The 23,721-nt window shown below is 68.7% G+C and carries 24 protein-coding genes; 15 read left to right on the top strand and 9 right to left on the bottom strand.

Annotated elements, in window-relative coordinates; all coding sequences use genetic code 11:
- Positions 1 to 101 precede the first annotated feature (101 nt).
- The 4 genes from C1737_RS15890 to deoC all read left to right on the top strand — a co-directional run bounded on the left by C1737_RS15890 (position 102) and on the right by deoC (position 2,171).
- A complete protein-coding gene (locus tag C1737_RS15890; protein ID WP_102419973.1) occupies positions 102 to 707 on the top strand; it encodes a heparin-binding hemagglutinin in 606 nt (201 codons plus the stop codon).
- A gap of 78 nt (positions 708 to 785) precedes the next feature.
- Positions 786 to 1,073 carry a DUF2516 family protein gene (locus C1737_RS15885; protein WP_067920761.1) on the top strand — a complete coding sequence of 96 codons (288 nt, stop codon included), beginning with the start codon at positions 786 to 788 and terminating at the stop codon, positions 1,071 to 1,073.
- Positions 1,074 to 1,077: 4 nt separating this feature from the next.
- Positions 1,078 to 1,494: a DUF2599 domain-containing protein gene (locus C1737_RS15880; protein WP_102418855.1), complete on the top strand. Its 417-nt coding sequence runs from the start codon at positions 1,078 to 1,080 to the stop codon at positions 1,492 to 1,494.
- Positions 1,494 to 2,171, top strand: coding sequence for a deoxyribose-phosphate aldolase (gene deoC / locus C1737_RS15875; RefSeq protein ID WP_082974971.1), 678 nt, complete (start codon positions 1,494 to 1,496; stop codon positions 2,169 to 2,171). The genes C1737_RS15880 and deoC overlap by 1 nt, the downstream gene beginning before the upstream one ends.
- Positions 2,172 to 2,254: 83 nt before the next feature.
- On the opposite strand, the gene C1737_RS15870 is transcribed toward deoC, so the two are convergent.
- The 3 genes from C1737_RS15870 to C1737_RS15860 are packed head-to-tail and all read right to left on the bottom strand — an operon-like array spanning position 2,255 to position 4,668.
- Complete coding sequence (locus C1737_RS15870) at positions 2,255 to 3,292, bottom strand: DUF2993 domain-containing protein (protein WP_067920765.1); 1,038 nt, start codon at positions 3,290 to 3,292, stop codon at positions 2,255 to 2,257.
- Entirely contained in the window at positions 3,289 to 4,119 is an 831-nt protein-coding gene (locus C1737_RS15865) for a carbon-nitrogen hydrolase family protein (RefSeq protein WP_068097428.1), read from the bottom strand. The genes C1737_RS15870 and C1737_RS15865 overlap by 4 nt, the downstream gene beginning before the upstream one ends.
- Before the next feature lie 24 nt (positions 4,120 to 4,143).
- Positions 4,144 to 4,668, bottom strand: coding sequence for a DUF2505 domain-containing protein (locus C1737_RS15860; protein WP_067920769.1), 525 nt, complete (start codon positions 4,666 to 4,668; stop codon positions 4,144 to 4,146).
- A gap of 26 nt (positions 4,669 to 4,694) precedes the next feature.
- On the opposite strand from C1737_RS15860, the gene C1737_RS15855 reads away from it, so the two are divergent.
- Positions 4,695 to 5,801, top strand: coding sequence for a UDP-N-acetylmuramate dehydrogenase (locus tag C1737_RS15855; RefSeq protein WP_102418854.1), 1,107 nt, complete (start codon positions 4,695 to 4,697; stop codon positions 5,799 to 5,801).
- 33 nt (positions 5,802 to 5,834) lie between these two features.
- Positions 5,835 to 7,196 (top strand): Ig-like domain-containing protein, encoded by a 1,362-nt coding sequence (locus tag C1737_RS15850; RefSeq protein WP_231985718.1) that lies wholly within the window; start codon positions 5,835 to 5,837, stop codon positions 7,194 to 7,196.
- On the opposite strand, the gene C1737_RS15845 is transcribed toward C1737_RS15850, so the two are convergent.
- Positions 7,180 to 7,929: an SDR family oxidoreductase gene (locus C1737_RS15845; RefSeq protein WP_102418853.1), complete on the bottom strand. Its 750-nt coding sequence runs from the start codon at positions 7,927 to 7,929 to the stop codon at positions 7,180 to 7,182. The two genes, C1737_RS15850 and C1737_RS15845, sit on opposite strands and share 17 nt — an antisense overlap.
- A gap of 223 nt (positions 7,930 to 8,152) precedes the next feature.
- Here C1737_RS15845 and C1737_RS15835 point away from each other — a divergent pair, with 223 nt between their 5' ends.
- From C1737_RS15835 to regX, 6 genes are all read left to right on the top strand, one after another.
- A complete protein-coding gene (locus C1737_RS15835; RefSeq protein ID WP_199182978.1) occupies positions 8,153 to 9,412 on the top strand; it encodes an ROK family protein in 1,260 nt (419 codons plus the stop codon).
- Between the two features lie 24 nt (positions 9,413 to 9,436).
- Entirely contained in the window at positions 9,437 to 10,741 is a 1,305-nt protein-coding gene (gene mshA, locus C1737_RS15830) for a D-inositol-3-phosphate glycosyltransferase (RefSeq protein ID WP_369807564.1), read from the top strand.
- Positions 10,738 to 11,250, top strand: coding sequence for a YbjN domain-containing protein (locus C1737_RS15825; RefSeq protein WP_102418851.1), 513 nt, complete (start codon positions 10,738 to 10,740; stop codon positions 11,248 to 11,250). Before mshA ends, C1737_RS15825 begins: the two co-directional genes overlap by 4 nt.
- Positions 11,251 to 11,271: 21 nt before the next feature.
- On the top strand, positions 11,272 to 12,021 hold the full coding sequence (locus C1737_RS15820) for a phosphoglyceromutase (protein WP_067920783.1): 750 nt from the start codon (positions 11,272 to 11,274) through the stop codon (positions 12,019 to 12,021).
- Positions 12,022 to 12,172: 151 nt separating this feature from the next.
- Positions 12,173 to 13,393 (top strand): cell wall metabolism sensor histidine kinase WalK, encoded by a 1,221-nt coding sequence (locus C1737_RS15815; RefSeq protein WP_102418850.1) that lies wholly within the window; start codon positions 12,173 to 12,175, stop codon positions 13,391 to 13,393.
- A gap of 82 nt (positions 13,394 to 13,475) precedes the next feature.
- Positions 13,476 to 14,159 (top strand): two-component sensory transduction protein RegX, encoded by a 684-nt coding sequence (gene regX / locus C1737_RS15810; RefSeq protein WP_007167631.1) that lies wholly within the window; start codon positions 13,476 to 13,478, stop codon positions 14,157 to 14,159.
- 45 nt (positions 14,160 to 14,204) lie between these two features.
- On the opposite strand, the gene C1737_RS15805 is transcribed toward regX, so the two are convergent.
- Positions 14,205 to 14,699, bottom strand: coding sequence for an NUDIX domain-containing protein (locus C1737_RS15805; RefSeq protein WP_199182859.1), 495 nt, complete (start codon positions 14,697 to 14,699; stop codon positions 14,205 to 14,207).
- Between the two features lie 871 nt (positions 14,700 to 15,570).
- On the opposite strand from C1737_RS15805, the gene C1737_RS15795 reads away from it, so the two are divergent.
- Together C1737_RS15795 and C1737_RS15790 are read left to right on the top strand one after the other, a co-directional pair.
- Positions 15,571 to 15,993, top strand: a complete 423-nt coding sequence (locus tag C1737_RS15795; protein ID WP_197509341.1) for an MmpS family transport accessory protein — start codon at positions 15,571 to 15,573, stop codon at positions 15,991 to 15,993.
- Positions 15,990 to 18,926 carry an RND family transporter gene (locus C1737_RS15790; protein WP_068097444.1) on the top strand — a complete coding sequence of 979 codons (2,937 nt, stop codon included), beginning with the start codon at positions 15,990 to 15,992 and terminating at the stop codon, positions 18,924 to 18,926. The genes C1737_RS15795 and C1737_RS15790 overlap by 4 nt, the downstream gene beginning before the upstream one ends.
- A gap of 20 nt (positions 18,927 to 18,946) precedes the next feature.
- Here the strand turns inward: C1737_RS15790 and C1737_RS15785 are convergent, their stop codons facing one another.
- Genes C1737_RS15785 through C1737_RS15775 form a run of 3 tightly spaced genes read right to left on the bottom strand, consistent with a single transcriptional unit; the run spans position 18,947 to position 22,082 of the window.
- Positions 18,947 to 20,812, bottom strand: coding sequence for a GMC family oxidoreductase (locus C1737_RS15785; protein ID WP_102418848.1), 1,866 nt, complete (start codon positions 20,810 to 20,812; stop codon positions 18,947 to 18,949).
- Positions 20,809 to 21,138, bottom strand: a complete 330-nt coding sequence (locus tag C1737_RS15780; protein ID WP_067928318.1) for a hypothetical protein — start codon at positions 21,136 to 21,138, stop codon at positions 20,809 to 20,811. The genes C1737_RS15785 and C1737_RS15780 overlap by 4 nt, the downstream gene beginning before the upstream one ends.
- Positions 21,135 to 22,082, bottom strand: a complete 948-nt coding sequence (locus tag C1737_RS15775; protein ID WP_068097450.1) for a hypothetical protein — start codon at positions 22,080 to 22,082, stop codon at positions 21,135 to 21,137. The genes C1737_RS15780 and C1737_RS15775 overlap by 4 nt, the downstream gene beginning before the upstream one ends.
- Before the next feature lie 42 nt (positions 22,083 to 22,124).
- Between C1737_RS15775 and C1737_RS15770 the strand changes: the two genes are divergently transcribed.
- On the top strand, positions 22,125 to 22,877 hold the full coding sequence (locus C1737_RS15770) for a FadR/GntR family transcriptional regulator (RefSeq protein ID WP_199182858.1): 753 nt from the start codon (positions 22,125 to 22,127) through the stop codon (positions 22,875 to 22,877).
- Here the strand turns inward: C1737_RS15770 and C1737_RS15765 are convergent.
- Positions 22,840 to 23,625 carry a hypothetical protein gene (locus tag C1737_RS15765; RefSeq protein ID WP_067928310.1) on the bottom strand — a complete coding sequence of 262 codons (786 nt, stop codon included), beginning with the start codon at positions 23,623 to 23,625 and terminating at the stop codon, positions 22,840 to 22,842. The two genes, C1737_RS15770 and C1737_RS15765, sit on opposite strands and share 38 nt — an antisense overlap.
- Between the last annotated feature and the right edge of the window lie 96 nt (positions 23,626 to 23,721).

Here is a 23,721-nt window from a genome sequence, read left to right as displayed (position 1 = left end):
TCCGGCAGTCGCCGGCGGAGAAACAGGCGCGCCTGGCTCCCACAACAACACCGAAGAAAACCCAAGAACGCCGATAACGGAAAACCATGAAAGGAAAAACCATGGCGGACAACACGAATATCGAGGACTTGCGAGCTCCGCTGCTGGCGGCCCTCGGCGCGGCAGACCTGGCTCTGGCGACGGTCAACGAATTGATCGCCAACCTGCGTGACCGCGCAGAAGAGACCCGCGCGGACACCCGCAGCCGGGTTGAGGAGAGCCGCGCTCGCCTGACCAAGTTGCAGGAGGACCTGCCCGAGCAGCTCGGCGAGCTCCGCGAGCGGTTCACCAGCGAGGAACTGCGCAAGGCGGCCGAGGGCTACCTGGACGCGGCGACCAACCGGTACAACGAGCTGGTCGAGCGGGGCGAGGCCGCCCTGCAGCGGCTGCGCAGCCAGACCGGTCTGGACGACGCCTCCGCCCGCGCCGAGGGCTACGTGGACCAGGCCGTCGAGCTGACGCAGGAGGCGCTGGGCACCGTCGCATCGCAGACCCGCGCCGTCGGTGAGCGCGCGGCCAAGCTGGTCGGCATCGAGCTGCCCAAGAAGTCCGACGAGACCGCCCAGAAGGCGCAGAAGGCCGTCGGGAAGAAGGCGCCCGCCAAGAAGGCTCCGGCCAAGAAGGCTCCGGCCAAGAAGGCCGCCGCCAAGAAGGTCACCCAGAAGTAAGTCGAGCGGTCGACTCGGAGTTGTCCTTCGGGCAACTCTGAGTCGACGATTCCGATGGCGCCCGCATACGCTTAAGGCGTGAGCCACCTCGTGGGTACCGTCATGCTGGTCTTGCAGATCGCCGTCTTGGTCACGGCGGTATATGCGTTCGTGCACGCCGCGTTGCAGCGGCCCGATGCATACACCGCCGCCGACAAGCTGACCAAGCCGGTGTGGCTGGTGATCCTCGGTGGGGCTGTCGCGCTGACATCCATCCTGAGTTTTGTTTTCGGGGTACTCGGGATGGCCATCGCCGCGTGTGCGGCGGGCGTGTATCTGGTCGACGTGCGGCCGAAGCTGCTGGAAATTCAAGGTAAGTCGCGCTAGCGGGATGAAAGCCCTGCTGGCGATGCCGGCGGCGGCGCTTGTCGCGCTGTGGGGCCCGGCGGGTGCCGTCGCTGCGGACCCGGTCACGGTATCGCCGCCGTTCATCGACCACACCGAGTGGGGGCAGTGGCACGGCCTGAGCAGCCTGCGGGTCTTCCCCACGTCGTCTGGCCGGCAGGCCGCCAGGCAGCAGCCCGGCGATTCGGCCCTCGCCGACGAGGCGTGGGGCGAGGTGCTGGCGCTGTCGCCGACTGCCGACACCCCCGGAATGCGCGCGCAGTTCATCTGTCACTGGCAGTTCGCCGAGGTGGCGGAGCCCGGTAAGACCAGCTGGAACCTGGAGCCGTGGCGGCCCGTCGTCGACGACGCCGAAATGGCGGCCTCCGGGTGCAACCCGGGCGCACCCGAAGAAAGGTTCTAGTGGCGAGCAAACCCACCCGGGCGCAGTTGGCGGCGATGGTCGACCACACCCTGCTCAAGCCCGAGGCCACGGAGGCGGACGTGGCCGCCCTGGTCGTCGAGGCCGCCGAATTGGGCGTCTACGCCGTGTGCGTCTCGCCGTCGATGGTGCCCGTCGCCGTGCGAGCCGGGGGAGGCGTACCCGTGGCCAGCGTGGCGGGTTTCCCGTCGGGCAAGCACACCTCGGCGGTCAAGGCGCACGAGGCCGAACAGGCCGTGGCATCGGGCGCCGCCGAGGTCGACATGGTCATCGACATCGGCGCCGCGCTGGCCGGCAACATCGGCGCCGTACGGGCCGACATCGCGGCCGTGCGCGCCGCCGTCCCCGGCGCCGTGCTCAAGGTGATCGTGGAGTCGGCGGTGCTGTTCTCCGGGACGGACGAGGACACGCTGGTCCAGGTGTGCCGCGCGGCCGAGGATGCCGGCGCCGACTTCGTCAAGACCTCGACCGGGTTCCATCCCGCGGGCGGCGCCTCGGTTCGGGCGGTCGCCGTGATGAGCCAGACCGTCGGCGGCCGGCTGGGCGTGAAGGCCAGCGGCGGCATCCGCGACGCCGCCGCGGCACTGGCGATGCTGGACGCGGGCGCCACCCGGCTCGGCCTGTCCGGCACCCGGGCGGTGCTCGACGGGCTTGGCTGAATGGTCCGGCGCTCCCCCGCAAGCGGGCGGTACCCCCACAACACCCCGTACCGGCGCGCATCGTTGCCGGACGGCCTAGACCCTCAGAGGTTGGCGAAGCAGGGGTCGTTGTTGTTGCCGGTGGGGATGCTGGCGTTCTGCGTCGAGAAGTGACTGGTCACACCGGTCGGGGTGACCTGGACGCTGTCCGCGTGGATGCCCAGCGGGTAGTTCTTGGTGAACTGCGACGTGAAGTCGTCCAGCGTCGACTGCACCGACTCCTTGGGCATGGTGAACCCGAGCGCGTTGAAGCTCACGATCTGCAGCTGCAGGCCGGTGCCCGACACCACCGGCTTGGTGGTGAGGTTGTCCAGCATGCCCTTCAGCTCGATGGTGCCGTCGTTGGGATGCGTCGTCACCGTGTTGGTCACGAACGGGCCGAGCACCGGAATCGCGTTCTGGACGGATTCCTTGATCCCGTCCGACGTCCACGTGACGTTCGCGTCGAGCGACCCGATGGTGCCCTTGGAGTCCGCGGTGTTCTTGAGCTGGACGTTGCGGATGTTGATGTCGATCTTCATGCCCTTGGCGTCGCGGACCTGATTGCCCGCCGTCGTCACCGAGATGTTGGTGTAGTGCTTGGTGAGCTGCTGCCACAGCATCAGCGGCGCCACCCCGAACGACGCGGTGGCCTGGTCCTTGACCTCGCACGCCACCGCCTCGGCGACCTTGCTGTTGGCGACGTGGCGGACGTATAACTCGGCGCCGACCAGCCCGGCGATCACCAGGCAGACCACGATGATGCAGACCAGCACGACCGACAGCGGGTCGCGCAGGAAGCGGCGCTTCCTCTTCCCCGGCGTGGTGTCCCCACCGGGCGTGGCCAGCTTCTCCGTCGGGCCCGCGGGCGGGGTCGGTGGCGGAGGCGGCGGGTAATCGGGCCGCTGCATGTTCGGCGGGGGCGTACCGAGCCGCTCGGTCTGACCCGGCAGCGGACCGGCGGCCGGCGGCGGCGGCGCGGCGGGGCCGCCGGTGTTGATCCGCTCGGTAGGGCGCTCGGTGGGGGGCTGGCCGAAGTGGCCCTGGTTGCCGGGACGGCCCCACGTCGACGGGTCGTTAGGTGGTCCTTGTGGGTTCGTCACCCGACCGATTCTGCCCTATCCAGCTGAGCGAAATCTGAGTGGTTGCGCAGCACCGCGATGCTCTCGCGGGCCTTCGCCACCCGCTCGACGTCGATGTCGGCGACCACCAACTCCGGCCCGGAGCCGGCCGACGCGACGACTTCGCCGAACGGGGAGGCCACCAGGCTGCCGCCCACCCCCGTGGGCGCGCCCGAATCGGTCAGCGGGGCGCCCGGGTCGGCCTGGCCGGCGGCCGCGACGTACGTCATCGAGTCCAGCGCGCGCGCCCGCGCCAGCAACGTCCACTGGTCGAGCTTGCCCGGGCCCGCGCCCCAGGACGCGCTTACGACGATCAGCTGGGCGCCCCGGCGGGCCAGCTCGATGTACAGCGCCGGGAAGCGGATGTCGTAACAGACGCTCAACCCCACCCGGACGCCGGCGACCGTGATCACCACCGGCTCGCGCCCGGGCGCGACGGTGCGCGACTCGGTGAACCCGAACGCGTCGTAAAGGTGGATTTTGTCGTAGTGGGTGTCGGGTTCGTTGGGGCTGCCGGGTCCGGCCGCGATCAACGTGTTCTTCACCCGGCCGTCCCCGGCCGGGGTGAACATGCCGGCGATCACCGTGATCGCGCAGTCGGTCGCGGTGCGCCGCACACCCGTCGCCCACGGGCCTTCGAGCGGCTCGGCGACCGGCGCCAACGGAACACCGAACCGGCACATGGTCGCCTCCGGGAACACCACCAGGTCCGCGCCCGCGTCGGCGGCCCGTCCGCTGTACTCGCGCACCAGCTGGAGGTTCTCGTCCGGATCGGTGCCGCTGGAGATTTGCGCCAACGCGATTCGCATGGGCGCCAGCTTAGGCCCGGGAGGTCACGCCATTCCGGCGATCCACTCGGTGGTGAACCGTTGTTCGGCGGCCACCAGCTCGGCCAGTCGGGTGCCGATGATGTTCTCCAGCTTGCCGCCGATGATCGGGACGCGTACCTGCACGGTGGCCCGGAAGCTCAGCCGCGCGCCGCCGGTCTCCAGGATCGGCGACAGCGTGGCGGTGCCCGTGAGCTGCACAGGGGCGTCGAGTATCGCGCCGACCACGGAGCCCCGCGCCGCGCCGTCGGCGACCGGTCCCCAGGTCTCCTCGCGGCGGATGCGCAGATCGCCGCTGTGCAATTGCGTGACCATCCCCGGCAGATTGTGGCTGTGGATGACCTGGATGGTCACCACCTCGACGGTGTCGTCGTCCCCGGTGTCGCCGCCGACCCGCATCGACTCCAGCGTGGCCAGGTCGACACCGGATCCGGCCAGCCGTGCCCGCCAATAGGTCTCGTCGGTGAAGGCCCGGTGCACCTCTTCAACGCTGCCGTCGTAGTCGGCCGACAAGTCGAATGAACGCGGCATAGCAGGTGAGGCTACCGTTACGGGCCATGAAATCCAGCGATGCCGGTTCGACATTCGCCGGCGCGCATGTCGCCGAGGCGGTGTCGCTCGCGCCGCTGACGACGTTGCGGATCGGGCCGGTGGCGCGCCGCCTGATCACCTGCACCAGCACCCGGCAGGTGCTCGACGTGGTGCGGGGGCTGGACGCCGAAAGCCATGCGGGAGAACGTGGCCCGGTGCTGGTGTTCGCCGGCGGCTCCAACCTGGTGATCGCCGACACCCTGACCGACCTCACCGCGGTGCGGCTGGCCAACCGCGGCATCGCCGTCGACGGCAACCTGGTTCGCGCGGAGGCCGGTGCGGTCTGGGACGACGTCGTGGTCAGCGCCATCGAGCACGGTCTGGGTGGCCTGGAATGCCTGTCCGGGATCCCCGGTTCGGCCGGGGCGACCCCGGTGCAGAACGTCGGGGCATACGGCGCCGAGGTCTCCGACACCCTCACCCGGGTGCGGATATTGGATCGCGGTAGCGGGGAGGTCCGCTGGGTGCCCGGCGCCGAGCTCGGCTTCGGCTACCGCACCAGCGTTTTCAAGCGGGCCGCTCACTCCGCGTTCGAAATGCCTTGGCTGGTACTGGAAGTCGAGTTCGCGCTGGACGCCTCGGGCCGCAGTGCGCCGCTGCGCTACGGCGAAGTCGCGGCCGCACTGGGCGTCGCCGGCGGTGAGCGTGCCGACCCCCGGGCGGTCCGGCGGGCGGTGCTCACGCTGCGCGGCCGCAAGGGCATGGTGCTCGACCCGGGCGATCACGACACCTGGAGCGGGGGCTCGTTCTTCACCAACCCGGTGGTCGCGCCCGAGGCGTACGAGCGGCTGGCCCGCAGCGTGGACGGGCCGGTCCCGCACTACCCGGCACCGGACGGCGTCAAGCTGGCCGCCGGATGGCTGGTGGAGCGCGCCGGCTTCGCCAAGGGCTATCCCGACGACCCGGCGGCCCGGTGCCGGTTGTCCACCAAGCATGCGCTGGCGCTGACCAACCGCGGCGGCGCCACCACCGAGGACGTGATCGCACTGGCCCGCACCGTCCGCGACGGAGTTCACGATGTGTTTGGTGTCACACTGAAACCCGAGCCTGTCCTGCTCGGCTGCAGGCTGTAGCTCGGAATCCTTCGCACGACCGCCCCGACCCCGATTTGTCGCGGCGGAGATGATGGATTTTGCCCGGTATCTTTGACTTTCGTGAGCACGTCACAGACCCCGCCGCCGATCAACCGGCGCGTGGCCTTGGCGACCCTCGGACTGGGAGTCTTCGCCCCGAGCCTATTGGCCGCGTGCAGCGGCACCACGGCCAAGCAGGCCGAGAAGAAGGAGCAGCCCGCGCCGCAGCTGAAGTTCCAGCCGGCCGACGCGACCGAGAACGTGGTGCCGATCGCTCCGATCAGCGTCCAGATCAGCGACGGCTGGTTCCAGCACGTGGCGCTGACGAATTCCGCGGGCAAGGCCGTGGCGGGCAAGTTCAACTCCGACCGCACGGTGTACTCGGTCACCGAGCCGCTGGGCTACGACTCGACCTACACCTGGAGCGGGTCGGCGGTCGGGCACGACGGCAAGGCCATCCCGGTCGCGGGCAAGTTCACCACGGTGTCGCCCAGCAAGAAGATCAGCGGGGCGTTCCAGCTGGCCGACGGGCAGACGGTGGGGGTTGCGGCGCCGATCATCATCCAGTTCGACGCGCCGATCACCGACAAGGCCGCCGTGGAGAAGGCGCTGACCGTCACCACGAATCCGCCCGTCGAGGGCAGCTGGGCCTGGCTGCCCGACGAGGCGGCGGGCGCGCGGGTGCACTACCGCACCCGCGAGTACTACCCCGCGGGCACCACCGTCAACGTCGACGCCAAGCTCTACGGTGTGCCGTTCGGCGGCGGCGCGTACGGCGCCGACGACATCTCGCTGAACATCAACATCGGCCGGCGGCAGGTGGTGAAGGCCGAGGTCTCCTCGCACCGCATCCAGGTCGTCACCGACGCGGGCGTCATCATGGACTTCCCCTGCAGCTACGGCGAGGCCGACAAGGCGCGCAACGTCACCCGCAACGGCATCCACGTCGTCACCGAGAAGTACTCGGACTTCTACATGTCCAACCCGGCCGCCGGCTACACCAACGCCCACGAGCGTTGGGCGGTGCGGATTTCCAATAACGGCGAATTCATCCACGCCAACCCGTCCAGCGCGGGCGCGCAGGGCAACAGCAACGTCACCAACGGCTGCATCAACCTGTCGACCGGCGACGCGGAGCAGTACTACCAGTCGGCGATGTACGGCGACCCGGTGGAGGTGACCGGAAGCTCGATCCAACTGTCCTACTCCGACGGTGACATCTGGGACTGGGCGGTCGACTGGGACACCTGGGTGGCGATGTCGGCGCTGCCGCCGCCCACCACGCGTCCGCCGTCGACGCAGATCCCGGTCACCGCGCCGGTCACGCCGTCGACCGCTCCGAGCCTGTCCGGCACACCGACGACCACGACCACGAGCACTAGCCCCGGCGGTTAAAGCGGGTGGCCGACGCCTGATCGCGCGGCTTCAGGACGATCAGGTCGAGGTCGACGTGGGGCGGCCGGGAGGCCACGAAGCCGATCACCTCGGCGACGTCCTCGGCGACCAGCGGGGTTATGCCCGTGTACACGGCGTCGGCGCGCTGTTGATCGCCGTCGAAGCGAACCAGCGAAAACTCGGTCTCGACGGCACCCGGTGCGATCTCGGTCAGCCGCACCGGCTTGCCCAGCAGCTCCCCGCGCAGCGTGCGGTGCAGCGCTCCCTGGCCGTGTTTGGCCGCGGTATACCCGGCGCCGCCGTCGTAAACCTCAAGTGCGGCAACGGAAGTCACCGTGACGATCAAGCCGTCGCCGGAATCGATCAGCTTGGGCAGCAGCGCGCGGGTGACCCGCAGCGTGCCCATCACGTTGGTCTCCCACATCCACCGCCAATGCTCGAGATCGGCGTCGATAACCGGTGCGAGCCCGCGGGCCCCGCCCGCGTTGTTGACCAGCACGTCGACCCGGGTCAGCTCGTCGGCCAGCGAAGCGACCGAGGCGTCGTCTGTGACGTCGGCCACAATCGCCGTCCCGCCGATCTCCCTGGCCAGGGCGTTGATCCGGGCCGCCCGCCGCGCCACCGCGACCACGTGAAAGCCCTGCGCAGCAAGGGTGTGGGCCGTCGCCTCCCCGATCCCGGAACTGGCGCCCGTGACCACCGCGACCCGCTCATTCCTGACATTTCCAACCATCGAAACAACCTTAGTGAACGTGCTAAATTTTCGGAGTGCACCTCAGCGCCATGTCCAGCACCACCACCGCGTGTCTTTGCGCGGCGGGTGCGTGTTGTTGTCGCGCACTTTGCCGCTCCTGATTTTCAGGTGTGGCCAGTGACGGCCAACAAAAATCGGACAAAGGACGCTCGTGCGCTCGAATACCCTCACCCAGCCTCATCATTCGCCCAACCGTGCCGGCATCAAAGGGCACCGGACGGTACGCCGTCAGATCCTGCCGCCGGCACTGCACATCCCCGACTCCGCGGCCGCCTCGGTGTTCCGGGCCGTCCGGCTGCGCGGTCCCGTCGGGCGTGACGTCATCGCCGGCGTCACCTCGCTGAGCATCGCGACGGTCAACCGCCAAGTCATCGCACTGCTCGACGCCGGTTTGCTGCGGGAACGCGCCGACCTGGCCGTCTCCGGCGCGATCGGCCGCCCCCGCGTGCCGGTCGAGGTCAACCACGAGCCGTTCGTGACGCTGGGCATCCACATCGGCGCGCGGACCACCAGCATCGTGGCCACCGACCTGTTCGGTCGCACGCTCGACACCGTCGAGACACCCACACCGCTCAGCCCCGCCGGGCCCGCGCTGGCGTCGCTGGCCGACAGCGCCGCCCGCTACCTGCGGCGTTGGCATCGGCGCCGCCCGCTCTGGGTCGGCGTCGCGATCGGCGGCACCGTCGACAGCGCCACCGGCCACGTCGACCACCCACGGCTGGGCTGGCGGCAGGCGCCGGTCGGCCCGGTCCTGGCCGACGCGCTGGGCCTGCCCGTCTCGGTGGCCTCACACGTCGACGCCATGGCCGGCGCGGAGCTCCTGCTCGGCATGCGGCGATTCCTGCCCAGCTCGCCGACCAGTCTCTACGTCTACGCCCGCGAGACGGTGGGCTACGCGCTGGTGATCGGCGGACGGGTGCACTGCCCTGCCAGCGGACCCGGCACCATCGCCACCTTGCCCGCCCACTCGGAGCTGCTCGGGGGCGCCGGCCAGCTGGAGTCCACGGTCAGCGACGAGGCGGTGCTGGCCGCCGCGCGCCGGCTGCGGGTGCTGCCGTTCGCCCCCGCGGGCCGCGCCAACGCACCGGCCGCGGGCACCGCCGACCTGCTGCGGGTGGCCCGGGCCGGCAACGAACAGGCCAAAGAGCTGCTGAACGAGCGCGGCCGCGTGCGCGGGGAGGCGGTGGCGTTGCTGCGCGACATGCTGAACCCCGACGAACTGGTGGTTGGTGGCCAGGCCTTCACCGAGTACCCCGAGGCGATGGAGCACGTGGAGGCGGCGTTCGCCGAACGTTCGGTATTGCCGCCGCGCGACATCCGCGTCACCGTCTTCGGCAACCGGGTGCAGGAGGCCGGCGCGGGCACCGTGTCGCTGGGCGGCCTGTACGCCGACCCGCTCGGCGCGATGCGGCGGGCCGGGGCGAGGCTGCGCGACGTCGCCGCCGACGAGCCGTCCGCTTAGGGCGAAGCCGACGTGGGGGTTGGGCTGGCCGGCCCGGCATCCTGTAAAGATGAGAGAGTGCGGCACGAAGACGTCTTCCGGCTGAAACCGCGCCGCGTCGCAGTGTTGGCGGTGCACACCTCACCGCTGGCCCAGCCGGGCACCGGCGACGCCGGGGGCATGAACGTCTACGTGCTGCAAACCGCGTTGCACCTGGCGCGGAGGGGCATCGAGGTGGAGATCTTCACCCGGGCCACCGCGTCCGCCGACCCGCCTGTCGCGCGGGTGGCGCCCGGTGTGCTGGTGCGCAACGTGGTCGCGGGGCCGTTCGAGGGCCTGGACAAATACGACCTGCCCACCCAGCTGTGCGCGTTCGCCGCCGGGGTGCTGCGCGCGGAGGCGTCGCACGAGCCGGGCTATTACGACATCGTGCACTCGCATTATTGGCTGTCCGGACAGGTCGGCTGGCTGGCCCGCGACCGCTGGGCGGTGCCGCTGGTGCACACCGCGCACACGCTGGCCGCGGTGAAGAACGCGGCGCTGGCGGCGGGGGATGCGCCCGAGCCGCCGCTGCGCACGGTCGGCGAGCAGCAGGTCGTCGACGAGGCAGACCGGCTGATCGTCAACACCGAAGACGAAGCCAGGCAATTGATTTCGATCCACCGCGCCGACCCGGCCTGCATCGACGTCGTCCACCCCGGGGTGGATCTCGAGGTGTTCCGCCCGGGTGACCGTCGGGCGGCGCGGGCCGCGCTGGGATTGCCCCTCGACGAGGACGTCGTGGTGTTCGTGGGGCGGATCCAGCCGCTGAAGGCGCCCGACATCGTGTTGCGTGCCGCCGCGAAGTTGCCCGGCGTGCGCATCGTGGTGGCCGGCGGCCCGTCGGGCAGCGGCCTGGCGTCCCCGGACGGGCTGCGACGGCTGGCCGACGACCTGGGCATCGCGGCGCGGGTGACCTTCCTGCCCCCGCAGTCCCGCACCGACCTGGCCACCCTGTTCCAGGCCGCCAACCTGGTCGCGGTGCCGAGTTACTCGGAGTCCTTCGGTCTGGTGGCCGTCGAGGCGCAGGCGTGTGGCACGCCGGTGGTCGCCGCGGCGGTCGGGGGCCTGCCGGTGGCCGTGCGCGACGGGATCACCGGCACGCTGGTGGCCGGCCACGACGTCGACCGATGGGCGGACGCCCTGGACCGGATGCTGCGCCTGCGCACGCCGCAGGCCGAGGCGATGAGCCGCGCGGCCGCCGCGCACGCGGCCACGTTCTCCTGGGAGAACACCACCGATGCGCTGCTGGCCAGCTATCGCCGGGCGATCAGCGGGTACACCGCCGAACGCCGGGGGGTGGGTGCGTGACCTCCACTGTGGAGCGCGTGATCGAGGACGCGCTGCAGGCCAGTGGTCTGACCTACTCCAAGCAGGTGGGGGCGCACGGCGGCCTCTCCGGGCTGGTGGTGGAGCTGCCCGGGGAGCGCAAACTCAAGACCAACACCATCTTGAGCGTCGGCGAGCATTCGGTGCGCGTCGAGGCGTTCGTGTGCCGCAAGCCCGACGAGAACCACGAGGGCGTTTACCGCTTCCTGCTCAAGCGGAACCGCCGTCTCTACGGGGTGGCCTACACGCTGGACAAGGTCGGCGACATCTACCTGGTGGGCCGCATGTCGCTGGCGTCGGTGGACGCCGACGAGATCGACCGGGTGCTCGGGCAGGTGCTCGAAGCGGTCGATTCGGACTTTAATACGTTGCTGGAGTTGGGTTTTCGCTCGTCGATCCAGAAGGAATGGGAGTGGCGGGTATCCCGCGGCGAGTCGCTGAAGAACCTCGAGGCGTTCGCTCACCTGATCGACGAAGACGACGACGAATAGGGCCGTGAGAGACTTGCCGGCATGGGAGAGACTGCCACGCTGGTGCTGCTCCGCCACGGCGAGAGCGACTGGAATGCCCTGAACCTGTTCACCGGTTGGGTGGACGTGGGGCTGACCGAGAAGGGTCGGGCCGAGGCGGTGCGCAGCGGCGAGCTCCTCTCCGAGCAGGGCCTGCTGCCCGACGTCCTCTACACGTCGCTGCTGCGCCGCGCGATCACCACCGCGCACCTGGCGCTGGACGCCGCCGACCGGTTGTGGATCCCGGTGCGGCGCAGCTGGCGGCTCAACGAACGGCACTACGGCGCGCTGCAGGGCCTGAACAAAGCGGAGACCAAGGAGCGCTACGGCGAGGAGCAGTTCATGACCTGGCGGCGCAGCTACGGCACGCCGCCCCCGCCGATCGAGAGGGGCAGCCAGTTCAGCCAGGACACCGACCCGCGGTACGCCAACATCGGCGGCGGCCCGCTCACCGAATGCCTGGCCGACGTGGTGGTCCGCTTTCTGCCGTATTTCACCGATGTCATCGTCCCGGACCTGCGCAGTGGCAAGACGGTGTTGATCGTCGCGCACGGCAACTCACTGCGAGCCCTGGTCAAATACCTCGACGGGATGACCGACGACGACGTGGTGGGGCTGAACATTCCGACCGGGGTTCCGCTGCGTTATGACCTGGACGCCGACCTGCGGCCGGTGGTGCCGGGCGGTACCTACCTGGACCCGGAGGCGGCCGCAGCGGGCGCCGCGGCGGTTGCCAGCCAGGGGCGCGGCTGACTCCGGTCGCGGTCTTTTGCAATATCCATAGGCCTGTTGGCCGAACATCGCGTGAACGGCAGTGGAACACCTGAAGCGCAGAGTGTGACTTGTCCGATTTTGGCCTCGTTCCGCTAGGGCGGCGTTCAGGAAGATTTGTAGGATTTGCTATGTGACTGTGTTCTCGGCGCTGTTGCTGGCCGGGGTGTTGTCCGTGCTCGGGCTGGCCGTCGGTGTAGCGGCCGGGACCCGGCTGTCGCCGAAAGCGGCCCAGCGCCGGCAGCGGGTCAGCACGGAATGGACCGGGATCACCGTCGCGCAGATGCTGCAACGCATCGTCGCCCTGATGCCGCTGGGGGTCGCGGTGGTGGATTCCCACCGCGACGTCGTCTACCTCAATGACCGGGCCAGGGAACTGGGCCTGGTGCGCGACCGGCAGCTCGACGATCAGGCGTGGGAGGCGGCGCAGCAGGCGCTGGGTGGCATCGACGTCGAATTCGATCTGCGGCCGGCCAAACGGGCGGGGGGCCGCTCCGGGCTGTCCGTGCACGGGCAGGCGCGGCTGCTCAGCGAGGAAGACCGCCGGTTCGCCGTGGTGTTCGCCCACGACCAGTCCGACTACGCGCGCATGGAAGCGACCAGGCGCGACTTCGTGGCCAATGTCAGCCACGAGCTCAAGACCCCGGTCGGGGCCATGGCGTTGCTCGCCGAGGCGCTGCTGGCGTCGGCGGACGACCCCGAGACCGTTCGCCGGTTCGCCGAGAAGGTGCTTGTCGAAGCCAACCGGCTGGGGGACATGGTCGCCGAGCTGATCGAACTGTCTCGGCTGCAGGGTGCGGAGCGGTTGCCCAACGTCACCGAGGTTGACGTGGATACCGTTGTGTCGGAAGCAATTTCACGTCACAAGGTGGCCGCCGACAACGCTCAGATCGAGATCCGCACCGATGCGCCCAGCGGCCTGCGGGTGCTGGGCGACGAAACGCTTCTGGTCACCGCGTTGGCCAACCTGGTGTCCAACGCGATCGCCTATTCGCCGCCCGGTTCGCCGGTTTCGATCAGTCGCCGCCGCCGCGGCGACAACATCGAGATCGCCGTCACCGACCGTGGCATCGGGATCGCGCTGGAGGATCAGGAGCGGGTCTTCGAGCGGTTCTTCCGGGGGGACAAGGCACGCTCGCGCGCCACTGGCGGCAGTGGGCTGGGCCTGGCCATCGTCAAACACGTCGCGGCCAACCACAACGGCAGCATCGGGGTGTGGAGCAAGCCGGGGACCGGATCGACGTTCACGCTGTCGATCCCGGCCTACAAGGACGATGACGAACAACCCGAGCAACCGCAGGGTCGCGAGGTGCGGCCCAACAGGTCACAACGAGAGGAAGAACTAAGTCGATGACCCGCGCGTACGACGATGCAGTGGGGGCACCCCCAGCCGCGCAGCGGCGAGGGGGCCGCAGCGATGAGAAGGAGTCGCGCTGATGACCAGTGTGCTGATCGTGGAGGACGAGGAGTCGCTGGCCGATCCGCTGGCATTCCTGTTGCGCAAGGAGGGCTTCGAGGCCACGGTCGTGACCGATGGACAAGCCGCGCTGGCCGAATTCGATCGCGGTGGAGCCGACATCGTGCTGCTCGACCTGATGCTGCCCGGCATGTCGGGGACCGACGTGTGCAAGCAGCTGCGTGCCCGGTCCAGCGTGCCGGTGATCATGGTGACCGCGCGCGACAGCGAGATCGACAAGGTCGTCGGGCTGGAGCTCGGCGCGGATGACTACGTGACGAAGCCGTATTCGGCGCGCGAGCTGATCGCCCGGATCCGCGCGGTGCTGCGCCGTGGTGGCGACGACGACTCCGAGATCAGCGACGGGGTGCTGGAGTCCGGGCCGGTCCGGATGGACGTCGAGCGCCACGTCGTCTCGGTCAACGGTGACACGATCACGTTGCCGCTCAAGGAGTTCGACCTGCTCGAGTACCTGATGCGCAACTCCGGCCGGGTGCTGACCCGCGGGCAGCTGATCGACCGGGTATGGGGCGCCGACTACGTCGGCGACACCAAGACGCTCGACGTCCACGTCAAGCGGTTGCGCTCCAAGATCGAAGCCGACCCGGCCAACCCCGTCCACCTGGTGACGGTGCGAGGGCTGGGCTACAAGCTCGAAGGCTAGGCCGGGCGGCGGGCGTGCGCTGACGGCGCACGGTCAAGGCTCGGGTCACAACCAGTCGGCGGGCGCGTCGTCGACGGTGTCGAAAACGGTTGCGGCGTGGTCGATTGCGCTCAGCGTGATACGACGACGCATGTTCGCCGTCATCGGCGGGAGGTCGTCAAGCTCGAACCACGCCGCCGCGGTGCATTCGTCGTCGGCGGCGTAGGGCTCCCCAGCTAGCCACTGCATACGGAACACGTGATCGAGGTACTGGGCCCGATCGCCGTTGGCGTGCACCGTCGGTTGGGTCACGTGCACCCAGGCGAGCCTGGTGGTTCGCGCGCTGACCCCGGTTTCTTCGCGCACTTCGCGGGCGGCGCAGTCGGCCGGATTCTCTCCCGGTTCGACGATCCCTGTTACCGCCGTCCAGGCGCCGTTATCCGAGCGCTTGACCAGCAGCACCTGGCCGTCGCGGATCGTGACCGCCGTAACGCCGGCCAACCACAACGGTGCAGTCCCAATGGCGCGACGGAGCTCAACGATGAAGTCGGGGACTGGCACGCACCGTTCATAACACATGGTCCGCAGGACCTCTGCCCGCCGGGCGAGACACCATGTTCACGTGAGCCGCGTTGGAAACGCCAGCCCATGGCCGGCGGAACACTCCCAGTGCCGCGGGACGGACGTGGATATGGTTTTCGTCGCAGTAGCCCGTTGATTTGGCGCAGGCGCGGATTATCGCGCCGCCTTGGCGGCTTCGCGATGACCCTTCCTTTTCGCATGGGTCGAGCAGCAATGCGTCATCTCGCAATGGAACTGGTCACTGCATTCATGCGAACAATAAATTGACGCGGCCGGAAGCCAATCCGGGTCCGACAGGTCGCGGGGCCGGTCATTGGGATCGAACGTGTGGCCGCAATGCACGCAGGTCCTGACCTTGGTAGCCATGTCGTCAGGGTACGCGCAGGGGCCCTCGATCGCTGCCGGTTTCTGCATTTCGGAAAATCGCCAAGTGTGCAATTCAACCCAAAATCGCCAACTCCAGCGAATTACTTTTTGAAACTAATTCGTTCGCGGTTCGTTGTCGATTGCGTCGCGGTCCGACCCGGCCCGCGCGATCATCTCGATGAAATCGGCGGCGTGACAGGCTAATAGGCCCTGGGCCGGCACATGGCAGCGAAATAGACTGCAGCGCAAGCGGTTTCCATGTCTGCGACGCCAGTGGGTGTCGGCGAGCGGCCCAGGCCGGGTACGACGAGCGGTGCGGTCACGGCCCCGGGCGGGCGCCGTGGCTGTGACGCGACACCGCACCGCAGGAATTAAATCGGCAGCCATGGTGTTCGGCTAGCCGTGGCGCACGCGACGAAATGCCTGAACAGATGAAACGCCTTAGCATCAGCCCAACGGGCGTTCGTGATGGGGGAGAACGGTGTTGACGCTTCTCAAGCGGGGATGGGTGGCGCTGGTCGTCGTCGTGGCAGCGATCATCGGCGGCGTTGCAGTGGATCGCCTCAACGGCGTCTTCCCGGGACCCGGCTTGCCCAAGCCCGATGCGCGGGATGCGACGCCGCCGTACGCGGCCAAGACCGCCATCTACGAAATCCTGGGACCGCCCGGGACCGCCGGCGTCGTCAACTGGATGGATGCGGACGCACAACCGCAGAAGGCCAACTTCACCACGTTGCCGTGGTCGCAGACGATAGTCGCCGAGATGCCGGGTATCTTCGCCTACGTCGTCGCCCAGGGTGACAGCCCCTCGATCGGCTGCCGGATCACCGTCGACGGCAAATTGGTCGATCAGCAACAGGTCGACACGCGTGACGCGCAGGTTTCCTGCTTGGACAAGTCCGCGTGACCGACGACACGAGCGACACGGACGAAATCCCTGTGGCGCGGCGCTCCGAAGTCGAGCACAAACCGCGGCTGGCCCGCACCATCCGTGTGCTGGCGCTGCCGATCGTCGTGGCCTGGCTGCTGATCGCGGTCGGCGTCAACGTCTTCGTCCCACAGTTGGAAAAGGTTGCCGAGGACGTCTCGGTGCCGCTCTCGCCATCCGACGCGCCCTCTGTGACCGGGATGAAACACATCGGGGAGAAGTTCAAGGAGTACGACTCCGACAACCTCGTCCTGGTGACGCTGGTCGGTGACAAGCCGCTCGGCCAAGACGCTCACCGGTATTACGACGATCTGGTCAAGAAGCTCAAGCAGGACACCGCACACGTCGAGCATGCGCTCGACTTCTGGGGTCAGCGGTTTACGGCCTCCGGTGTCGAGAGCTATGACCACAAGTCCGCCTACGTCCAGGTCAACCTGCGGGGTGACCAAGGCGGCGCAGTCGGCGACAAGTCGGTTGACTCGGTTCGCAAGATCGTCGCGGACTCAAAGCCGCCGCCGGGGGTGAAGGCCTACGTCGCGGGGCAGGGAGCCCTGACCGACGACACGATCGTCGTGGGTAACGCCAGCCTGTTCAAGATGACGATCATCACGATCATCATCATCGCGATCATGCTGATGTTCGTCTATCGGTCCATCGGCACCGTGCTGCTGACGATGGTGATTCTGTTCGCCGGACTGGCCACCGGCCGGGGCGTGGTGGCGCTGCTGGGCGACACCGGAATCATGGGGTTGTCGACCTTCGCCGTCAACCTGCTGACGGCACTGGCCATCGCCGCCGGTACCGACTACGCGATCTTCATGGTCGGCCGCTACCAGGAGGCCCGCGAGCGGGGACTGGACCGCGAAGCCGCCTACTACGACACCTTCGCCGGGGTCAGCAAGGTGGTGCTGGGTTCGGGTCTGACGATCGTCGGGGCGCTGGCCTGTCTGCATTTCACTCGGCTGCCCTACTTCAGTTCGCTGGCGTTTCCGTGCGCCATCGGTCTGCTGGTGGTGGTGGCCGCCGGGGTGACCCTGACACCGGCGCTGATCGCGTTCGCGAGCGGCTTCGGTCTGTTCGATCCGAAGCGAAAGTTCAACTACACGCGGTGGCGCCGCCTGGCGACGGCCATCGTGCGGTGGCCGGCACCCATCCTCGCGACCTCCGTCATCCTGGCGATCGTCGGCGCCCTGGGGTTGTCGGGCTTCAACCCGCGTTACAACGACCTGTACTACCTGCCGAAGAGCGCGTCCTCGGTTCAGGCGTACGACGCGGCCGATCAACACTTCACCCAGGCCCGGCTGAACCCGGACCTGCTGATGATCGAATCAGACCACGATCTGCGCAATCCCACCGACATGTTGGTGCTGGACAAGATCGCCGGAGCCATCTTCCGGGTGCCCGGCATCGAACGGGTGCAGAGCATCACCAGACCCCTCGGGCCGCCAATCCAAGACGGATCCGTTCCGTTCCAGCTCAGTGTGCAAACCGCGCCGATCCGGAGCAACCTGAACTACCTGAAAGACCGTGTCGCCGATATCAAGAAGATCATCGGTGATCTGGACACCCTGATCTCCCTGTTGGAGCGCCAGTACAAGGTGACCCAGGATCTCGCGAACGCCACCGACGACAGCGCGAAAACCGCGGAAAACACTGCGGCCATCACAGACGAAATCCGGGACCACATCGCGGATTTCGACGACTTCTGGAGGCCGATTCGCAGTTACTTCTACTGGGAGAGACACTGCTACGATATCCCGATCTGCTGGTCGCTGCGAAGCCTGTTCGACGCCCTGGACGGGTTCGACAAACTCGCCGAGCAATTCCACAATCTCACCAACGATCTCAACCACACGGCCGCGGCCACGCGCGAGCTGCTGGCGATCATTCCGCAGAACATCGCCACCTCGAAGGCGATCCGGGATACGACGTGGACCATCTACAGCACGTTCGACAGCCTGATCAATCAATTCGACCGGCTGACCGACACGAACGCCGTAATGGGCAAGTCCTTCAACGACTCTCAGATTGAGAGCCTCTTCTACCTGCCGCCCGAGATTTTCAGTAACCCGGACTTCCAACTGGGGCTGAGCTTGATGGTGTCGCCGGATGGCAAGGCTGCGCGCTTCATCATCACCCACTCGGTGGATCCGGCGACGACTGAGGGAATCGCGTCAGTCAACCAGGAGCGCAACGCGGCCAAGGAGGCGCTCAAACTCACGTCGCTGCAAAACGCCGACATCTACCTGGGCGGTACGGCCGCAACGTTTTACGACATCGCCAATGGCGCCAAGTTCGACCTGCTGATCGCGGCGATCGCCTCGATCGTGCTCATCTTCATCATCATGGTGATCGTCACCCGCGCTTTGGTCGCTGCGGGCGTCATCGTCGGCACGATCGTGATGTCGCTGGGAGCCGCCTTCGGCTTCTCGACATTGATCTGGCAGCACCTTCTCCATTTCCAGTTGCACTGGGTGGCAACAGAATTCGCATTGATTGTGCTTCTGGCGGTGGGGTCGGACTACAACCTGATGCTGGTGTCCCGGATCGAAGAGGAGATTGGAGCCGGCCTGAAAACGGGACTCATCCGCGGCATGGGTCTCACCGGCCCGGTGGTGACGGCGGCCGGTCTGGTGTTCGCCGTCACGATGGCCACGATGATCACCAGCGATCTCCGGGCGATCGGCCAGTTCGGCACGACGATCGGGCTCGGCTTGATGTTCGACACCTTCGTCGTCCGATCTCTCATCACGCCGTCGATCATGACGGTGATGGGGCGCTGGTTCTGGTGGCCGAAGCGGGTGCGGGTCCGCCCGGCCAGCCAGATGCTTCGGTCCGTCGGGCCGCGCCCGCTGGTGCGGGCGCTGTTGCATCAGCCGCGGCACGCGGCCCCGGCGGACGCGCGGTCGTAGCGGCGGCACAGCACGGGGACTCAGCGCGCGCCGAGCACCTCGTCGGCCACCCCCAGCGCCAGCGCCATGATCGACACCTGCGGGTTGACCTCCGGGCAGCTGGGCAGGATCGAGGCGTCGGCCACCCATACCCCGTCGGCGCCGCGCAGCCGGCCGGTCTGGTCGACCGGGCAGAGCTGATCGTCGACGCCGGCGGCCGCCGTGCCCGTCGGGTGAAAAGCGGCCAGGTGCAGGCTTCTCGGGCTGGTTCGGCGCAACGCATCCTGCAACGCGGGCAGCGACGCGACCGTCTTCGCCTCGGGCAAGCCGGTGAGCACCTCAACGGCACCCGCGGCGAACAGCAACCGGCCCATGGCCTCCATCGCCGTCATGAGCTTGGCGACGTCGCCTCGATCGATGGGGTAACGGATGACGGTCTCGCCGCGCACGGACGACACGGAGCCCACCCCGCGGTCGGCCACCATGGCGCCGAACGTCGCGACCCGCGGCGCCCGGTCCAGCCAGCCGAGCAGCTCGGCGCCGTAGCCGGGAAACACCATCGACCCCATCCCCGGCGGGGTCGATGTCGCCTCGATCAGCACACCGTGCGACTCGTGCAGCTCATGGACGGCCGCGCTTTGCAGCACACCATGCCAGGCGACGACGTCGTCCTCGAAGCGTCCGGCGAGTACGGTCGCCGGATGCAACGCGAGGTTGTGCCCGAGGCGGGGGTGTGCGCCAAGACCGCTGCGCCGCAATAGGTTTGGCGTCTCGGTGGCTCCGGCGGCCACGACGACCGTGTCGGCGATGACGTCCAGCGCGGTGCCGTCGGGTCGGCGCGCGCGCACCCCGCGAGCGCGCCCGTGCCGGTGCAGCACCCGTTCCACGCGGGCGTGGGAGATGATTCGCGCGCCCGCCGCGCACGCCTCGGGCAGCGCGTTGAGGTGCACGCCGAACTTGGCGTTGCGGGGGCAGCCGATCGCGCACTGGCAACACCCCTCACAGCCCGGCGCGTTGCGGGGGATGGGCGCGGCCTCCCAGCCCAGCGCGGCGGCGCCGTCGAGAAGCAGGTGTCCGTTGCGGCCCATGATCTCCAGCGGCACCGGGGCGACCCGCAGCGTGCGTTCGACATCGTCGAGACGCGCGGACAGCCGGTCCGAATCGGCCACGGCAAGCCCGAATTCGTCGCGCCAGCGCCGCTGCACCGCCTCCGGCGGCCGGTAGCAAGTGCCGGAGTTGACGACGGTGGTCCCACCGACCGCGCGACCGATCGGCAGCACCACAGACGGGCGTCCCAGGGCGACGGTGGCCCCGGCGCCGCGGTACAACCCCGCGTAGCGGTCGATCGGATGGGTGGTGCGGAACTCCTCGACCGTCCAGCGGCGGCCCTCTTCGAGCACGACGACATCCAGCCCCGCGCGCGCCAGCGTGCGGGCCACCATCGCGCCGCCGGCCCCGGAACCGATCACCACGGCGTCGGCGATGACGACGGACGGGCTGTCGGCCGACACGGTGACGGCCAGGTCCGCATCGGGCCGCGCCACGTCATGCCGGTTCGCGCGGGCGAAGAGTTCCGGTGCGTAGGCATCGGCGCCGTTGGCCAGCAACACGATTGCCTTCACGGCTTCGACGGCCGCACCGGCCTCCGGGCTGAGCGATGCCACCCGCCGCAGCACCTGGTCGCGCCGGTCAGGGCTCAAGCGCGACAATGATCGTCCGGTGGTGAGATAGCTTGCGGCAGCTGCCGATGCCATCCCGGCGCGCACACCCAGCCGGGACGTCACCGGCAACTGGGTGAGATAGCGTTCGATGCGCTCGACCAGCTGAGCCGGGTGGGGGCCGCCGCACTCCTGCGGCAGCAGCGCGGTGCCGAACGCGGCGGTCACCCGGCCGGCGAGACGGCTCACAGCAGGCGTCCGAAGCGGCGGCCCATCTTGATGAAGAACGGATAGGTGGCGAAAATGGCCCCGGCCGCGGCATGCATGGGCCAGTCGAGCTCTTCGGTCTGCACGCTGAAAACCCCGCTGTTCCACATGAAGTCGCGGCCATTGCGGGCGCGGAAGGGTCGCCACAGCAGACCCAGCCCGGGCACGTTGTTGTAGAGCCCGAACGAGCCGCCGAAGAAGACGCCCAGGGTGGCGGCCTCGGCGACGTCGCGACGATCCGAAGGCACCTGCCGCTCGATCAGCGCTCCGGCGGCGAACAGCAGCGGGGGGTCGAGGAGAAAGCTCATGTCGGAATCCTTTCGTTGAGGTCGGGTGCCTCGGCGCCGCGCAAGCCGACCTCGGCATGACCGAGCACCGACCAACGCCGGTCGTCGATCTCGATGTGAACGTCGGCCTGTTCGGTGTTGGTGCACACCGCCTTGCCGCCGTCGGGATCGGTGTAACCCAGGCTCACGCACTTCTCCGCCGGTTGGTCGACCCGGATGAGCACCCGACGACCGCCGATGCGTCCCTCCAGTTGCCAGTGCTGCAGGCCCAGCGTCGTCCGCATGCGCAGCGACGGTAAAGGCCCTGCGGGCCAATCCTTTCCGTCGATACGGAACCGAACGAACGCCATCGGTGCCAGCCTGCGCAGCCCCGGCTTGTGCGAGACCGCGGTGACCACCTCCATGACGTCGCCGTTGCCTAGGTCGGCGTGCACCCATCCCCAGCGTTTGGCGTTGCCGTGCCCGTAGATGTGGGCGACGCCGCCGCGCCACCCCTCGATGGGCGCGGCGGCGTCGCCCACGGTCAGCGAGCCGGTGAAGTCGGCGGTCGGGGCGAGGACGACCTGGGCGCCCGGCAGCAGCTCGCGGTCCCACGCCGCACGGGGAAACGTCCAGAGCGGAGCGCCGGTGTCCGTCCAGGACAGATCCCACGCCAGTGACCCGGCGTGCCCGCTGAGCTGTTTGTCGCCCACCCGCACGCCCGCGGCGTCGAACCACCACGGGCCGGTCGCCGGCCGGGTCGGCACGGGCCCGAACCGCCCCGTGAGGGGCGGGCCGTCGGGCGGAAACCAGGTGACCCAGCCGTGCGCGTAGGGGTCGTCGCCAACGAGTGGGGCCACCGTCTCGCAGTGCACCCACAGCCCCGCGCCCGTCGTCGGATCCGACAGCGTGGCGTACCAGACTTCCAGGCGGCCGGCCGCGCCGCGCCAGCGTGGCGCCGATGCCGATCGCGTGTCCTCGTCCATTGCTCACCTCCGATGGGTTCGTCCACTATATTGGTTGAACCAATGAACCAGTCAAGTCCGCTGCGTCCCCTCGATCGCCAACGCGTCGATGAACAGATCGCCGCGTCGATCACCGACGCCATCCTCGACGGCGCGTTTCCGCCGGGCTCGGCCTTACCGCCCGAGCGCGACCTGGCCGAGCAGCTCGGCGTCAACCGCACGTCGCTGCGGCAGGGGCTGGCCCGGCTGCAGCAGATGGGCCTGGTCGAGGCCCGGCACGGCAGCGGCAACGTGGTCGCGGACCCGCAGGCGCTCACCCACCCCGCGGTGGTCGAGGCGCTGGTCCGCAAACTGGGGCCCGAGTTCCTGGTGGAGCTGTTCGAGATCCGGGCCGCGCTGGGCCCGCTGATCGGGAGGTCGGCCGCGCGACGGGGCGGCGCCGAGGATGCGCAGGCCCTGCGCGGCGCGCTCGCCGCGGTCCGGGAGGCCGACAGCGCGGAGGCGCGCCAAGCCGCCGACCTGGCCTACTTCCGGGTGCTGATCCAGCTGAGCCGCAACCGGGCGCTGGCTTTGCTGTATCGCTGGGTCGAGCACGCCTTCGGCGGCCGCGAGCACGAGCTCACCGCCGCCTACGACGACGCCGCGCCCGTGGTGGCCGGGCTGGCCGCGATCACCGACGCCGTGCTGGCGGGCGACGAGGCCGAGGCCGCGGCCGCGGTCGAAGAGTACCTGAACGCGAGTGCGGGGCGAATGGTCTTGGCCTACAACAGGACTGAGGCTACTCGGCGAGTCGAGTCGCCGGATGCACCGCGATGAGGCCTAACTTGCTGCGCCGCTTGCACATCGCCGCCAGCTCGGCGTAGGCCTTCGCGCCGAGCAACTCGGTCAGCTCGTCGGCCATGCTCTGCCAGACCTGCTGGGCCCCGACATGGGCGCCTGGGTCGCCCGTGCAATACCAATGCAGGTCGGCGCCCCCGGAGCCCCAGCCGCGCCGATCGTATTCGGTGACCCAGGTCTTGAGGATCTCGGTGCCGTCGGGCCGCGTCACCCATTCCTGGCTGCGCCGGATGGGCAACTGCCAACAGACGTCGGGCTTCATGGTCAGGGGGGCGACGCCCAGCTTGAGGGCCTTGCTGTGCAGCGCGCATCCGACGCCGCCCGGAAAGCCGGGCCGGTTCAGAAAAATGCAGGCGTCCTTGTGTTTACGGGTGCGGTACTGGGGCTGTCCGTCGTGCTCGTCGAGTTCCAGGTATCCCTTGCGGCCCAAGCCCTTTTCGCGGAATTGCCAGTCTTCGTCGGTCAGTTGCTGCACGGCGTCGTCGAGCCGGGCGCGGTCGTCGTCGTCGGACAGGAACGCCCCGTGCGAGCAGCATCCGTCATCCGGGCGACCGGCCACCGTGCCGTGGCAGGCGGGCGTGCCGAACACGCATGTCCAGCGGGACAGCAACCAGGTGAGGTCGGCCGCGATCAGGTGCTCGGGATTGTCCGGGTCGTAGAACTCCACCCACTCACGGGCGAAGTCCAGTTCGACCTCGTTTCCCCGCTCCGGGTAAGAATTCGCCACGGGTCCACGTTAGACGACGATTCCGGCTGTTCGGCCCGCTGACACTCGGGGCCCGGCGAGGCGGTCCGCATCGTCGCCCGCAAGGTTAAATTGTCG

This window comes from Mycobacterium sp. 4858, assembly GCF_900240975.1.
In the GTDB taxonomy this organism is placed as follows: Bacteria; Actinomycetota; Actinomycetes; order Mycobacteriales; family Mycobacteriaceae; genus Mycobacterium.
The sequence above is the reverse complement of the archived record's forward strand: the minus strand, read 5'-3'. Positions and strand labels throughout refer to the sequence as shown.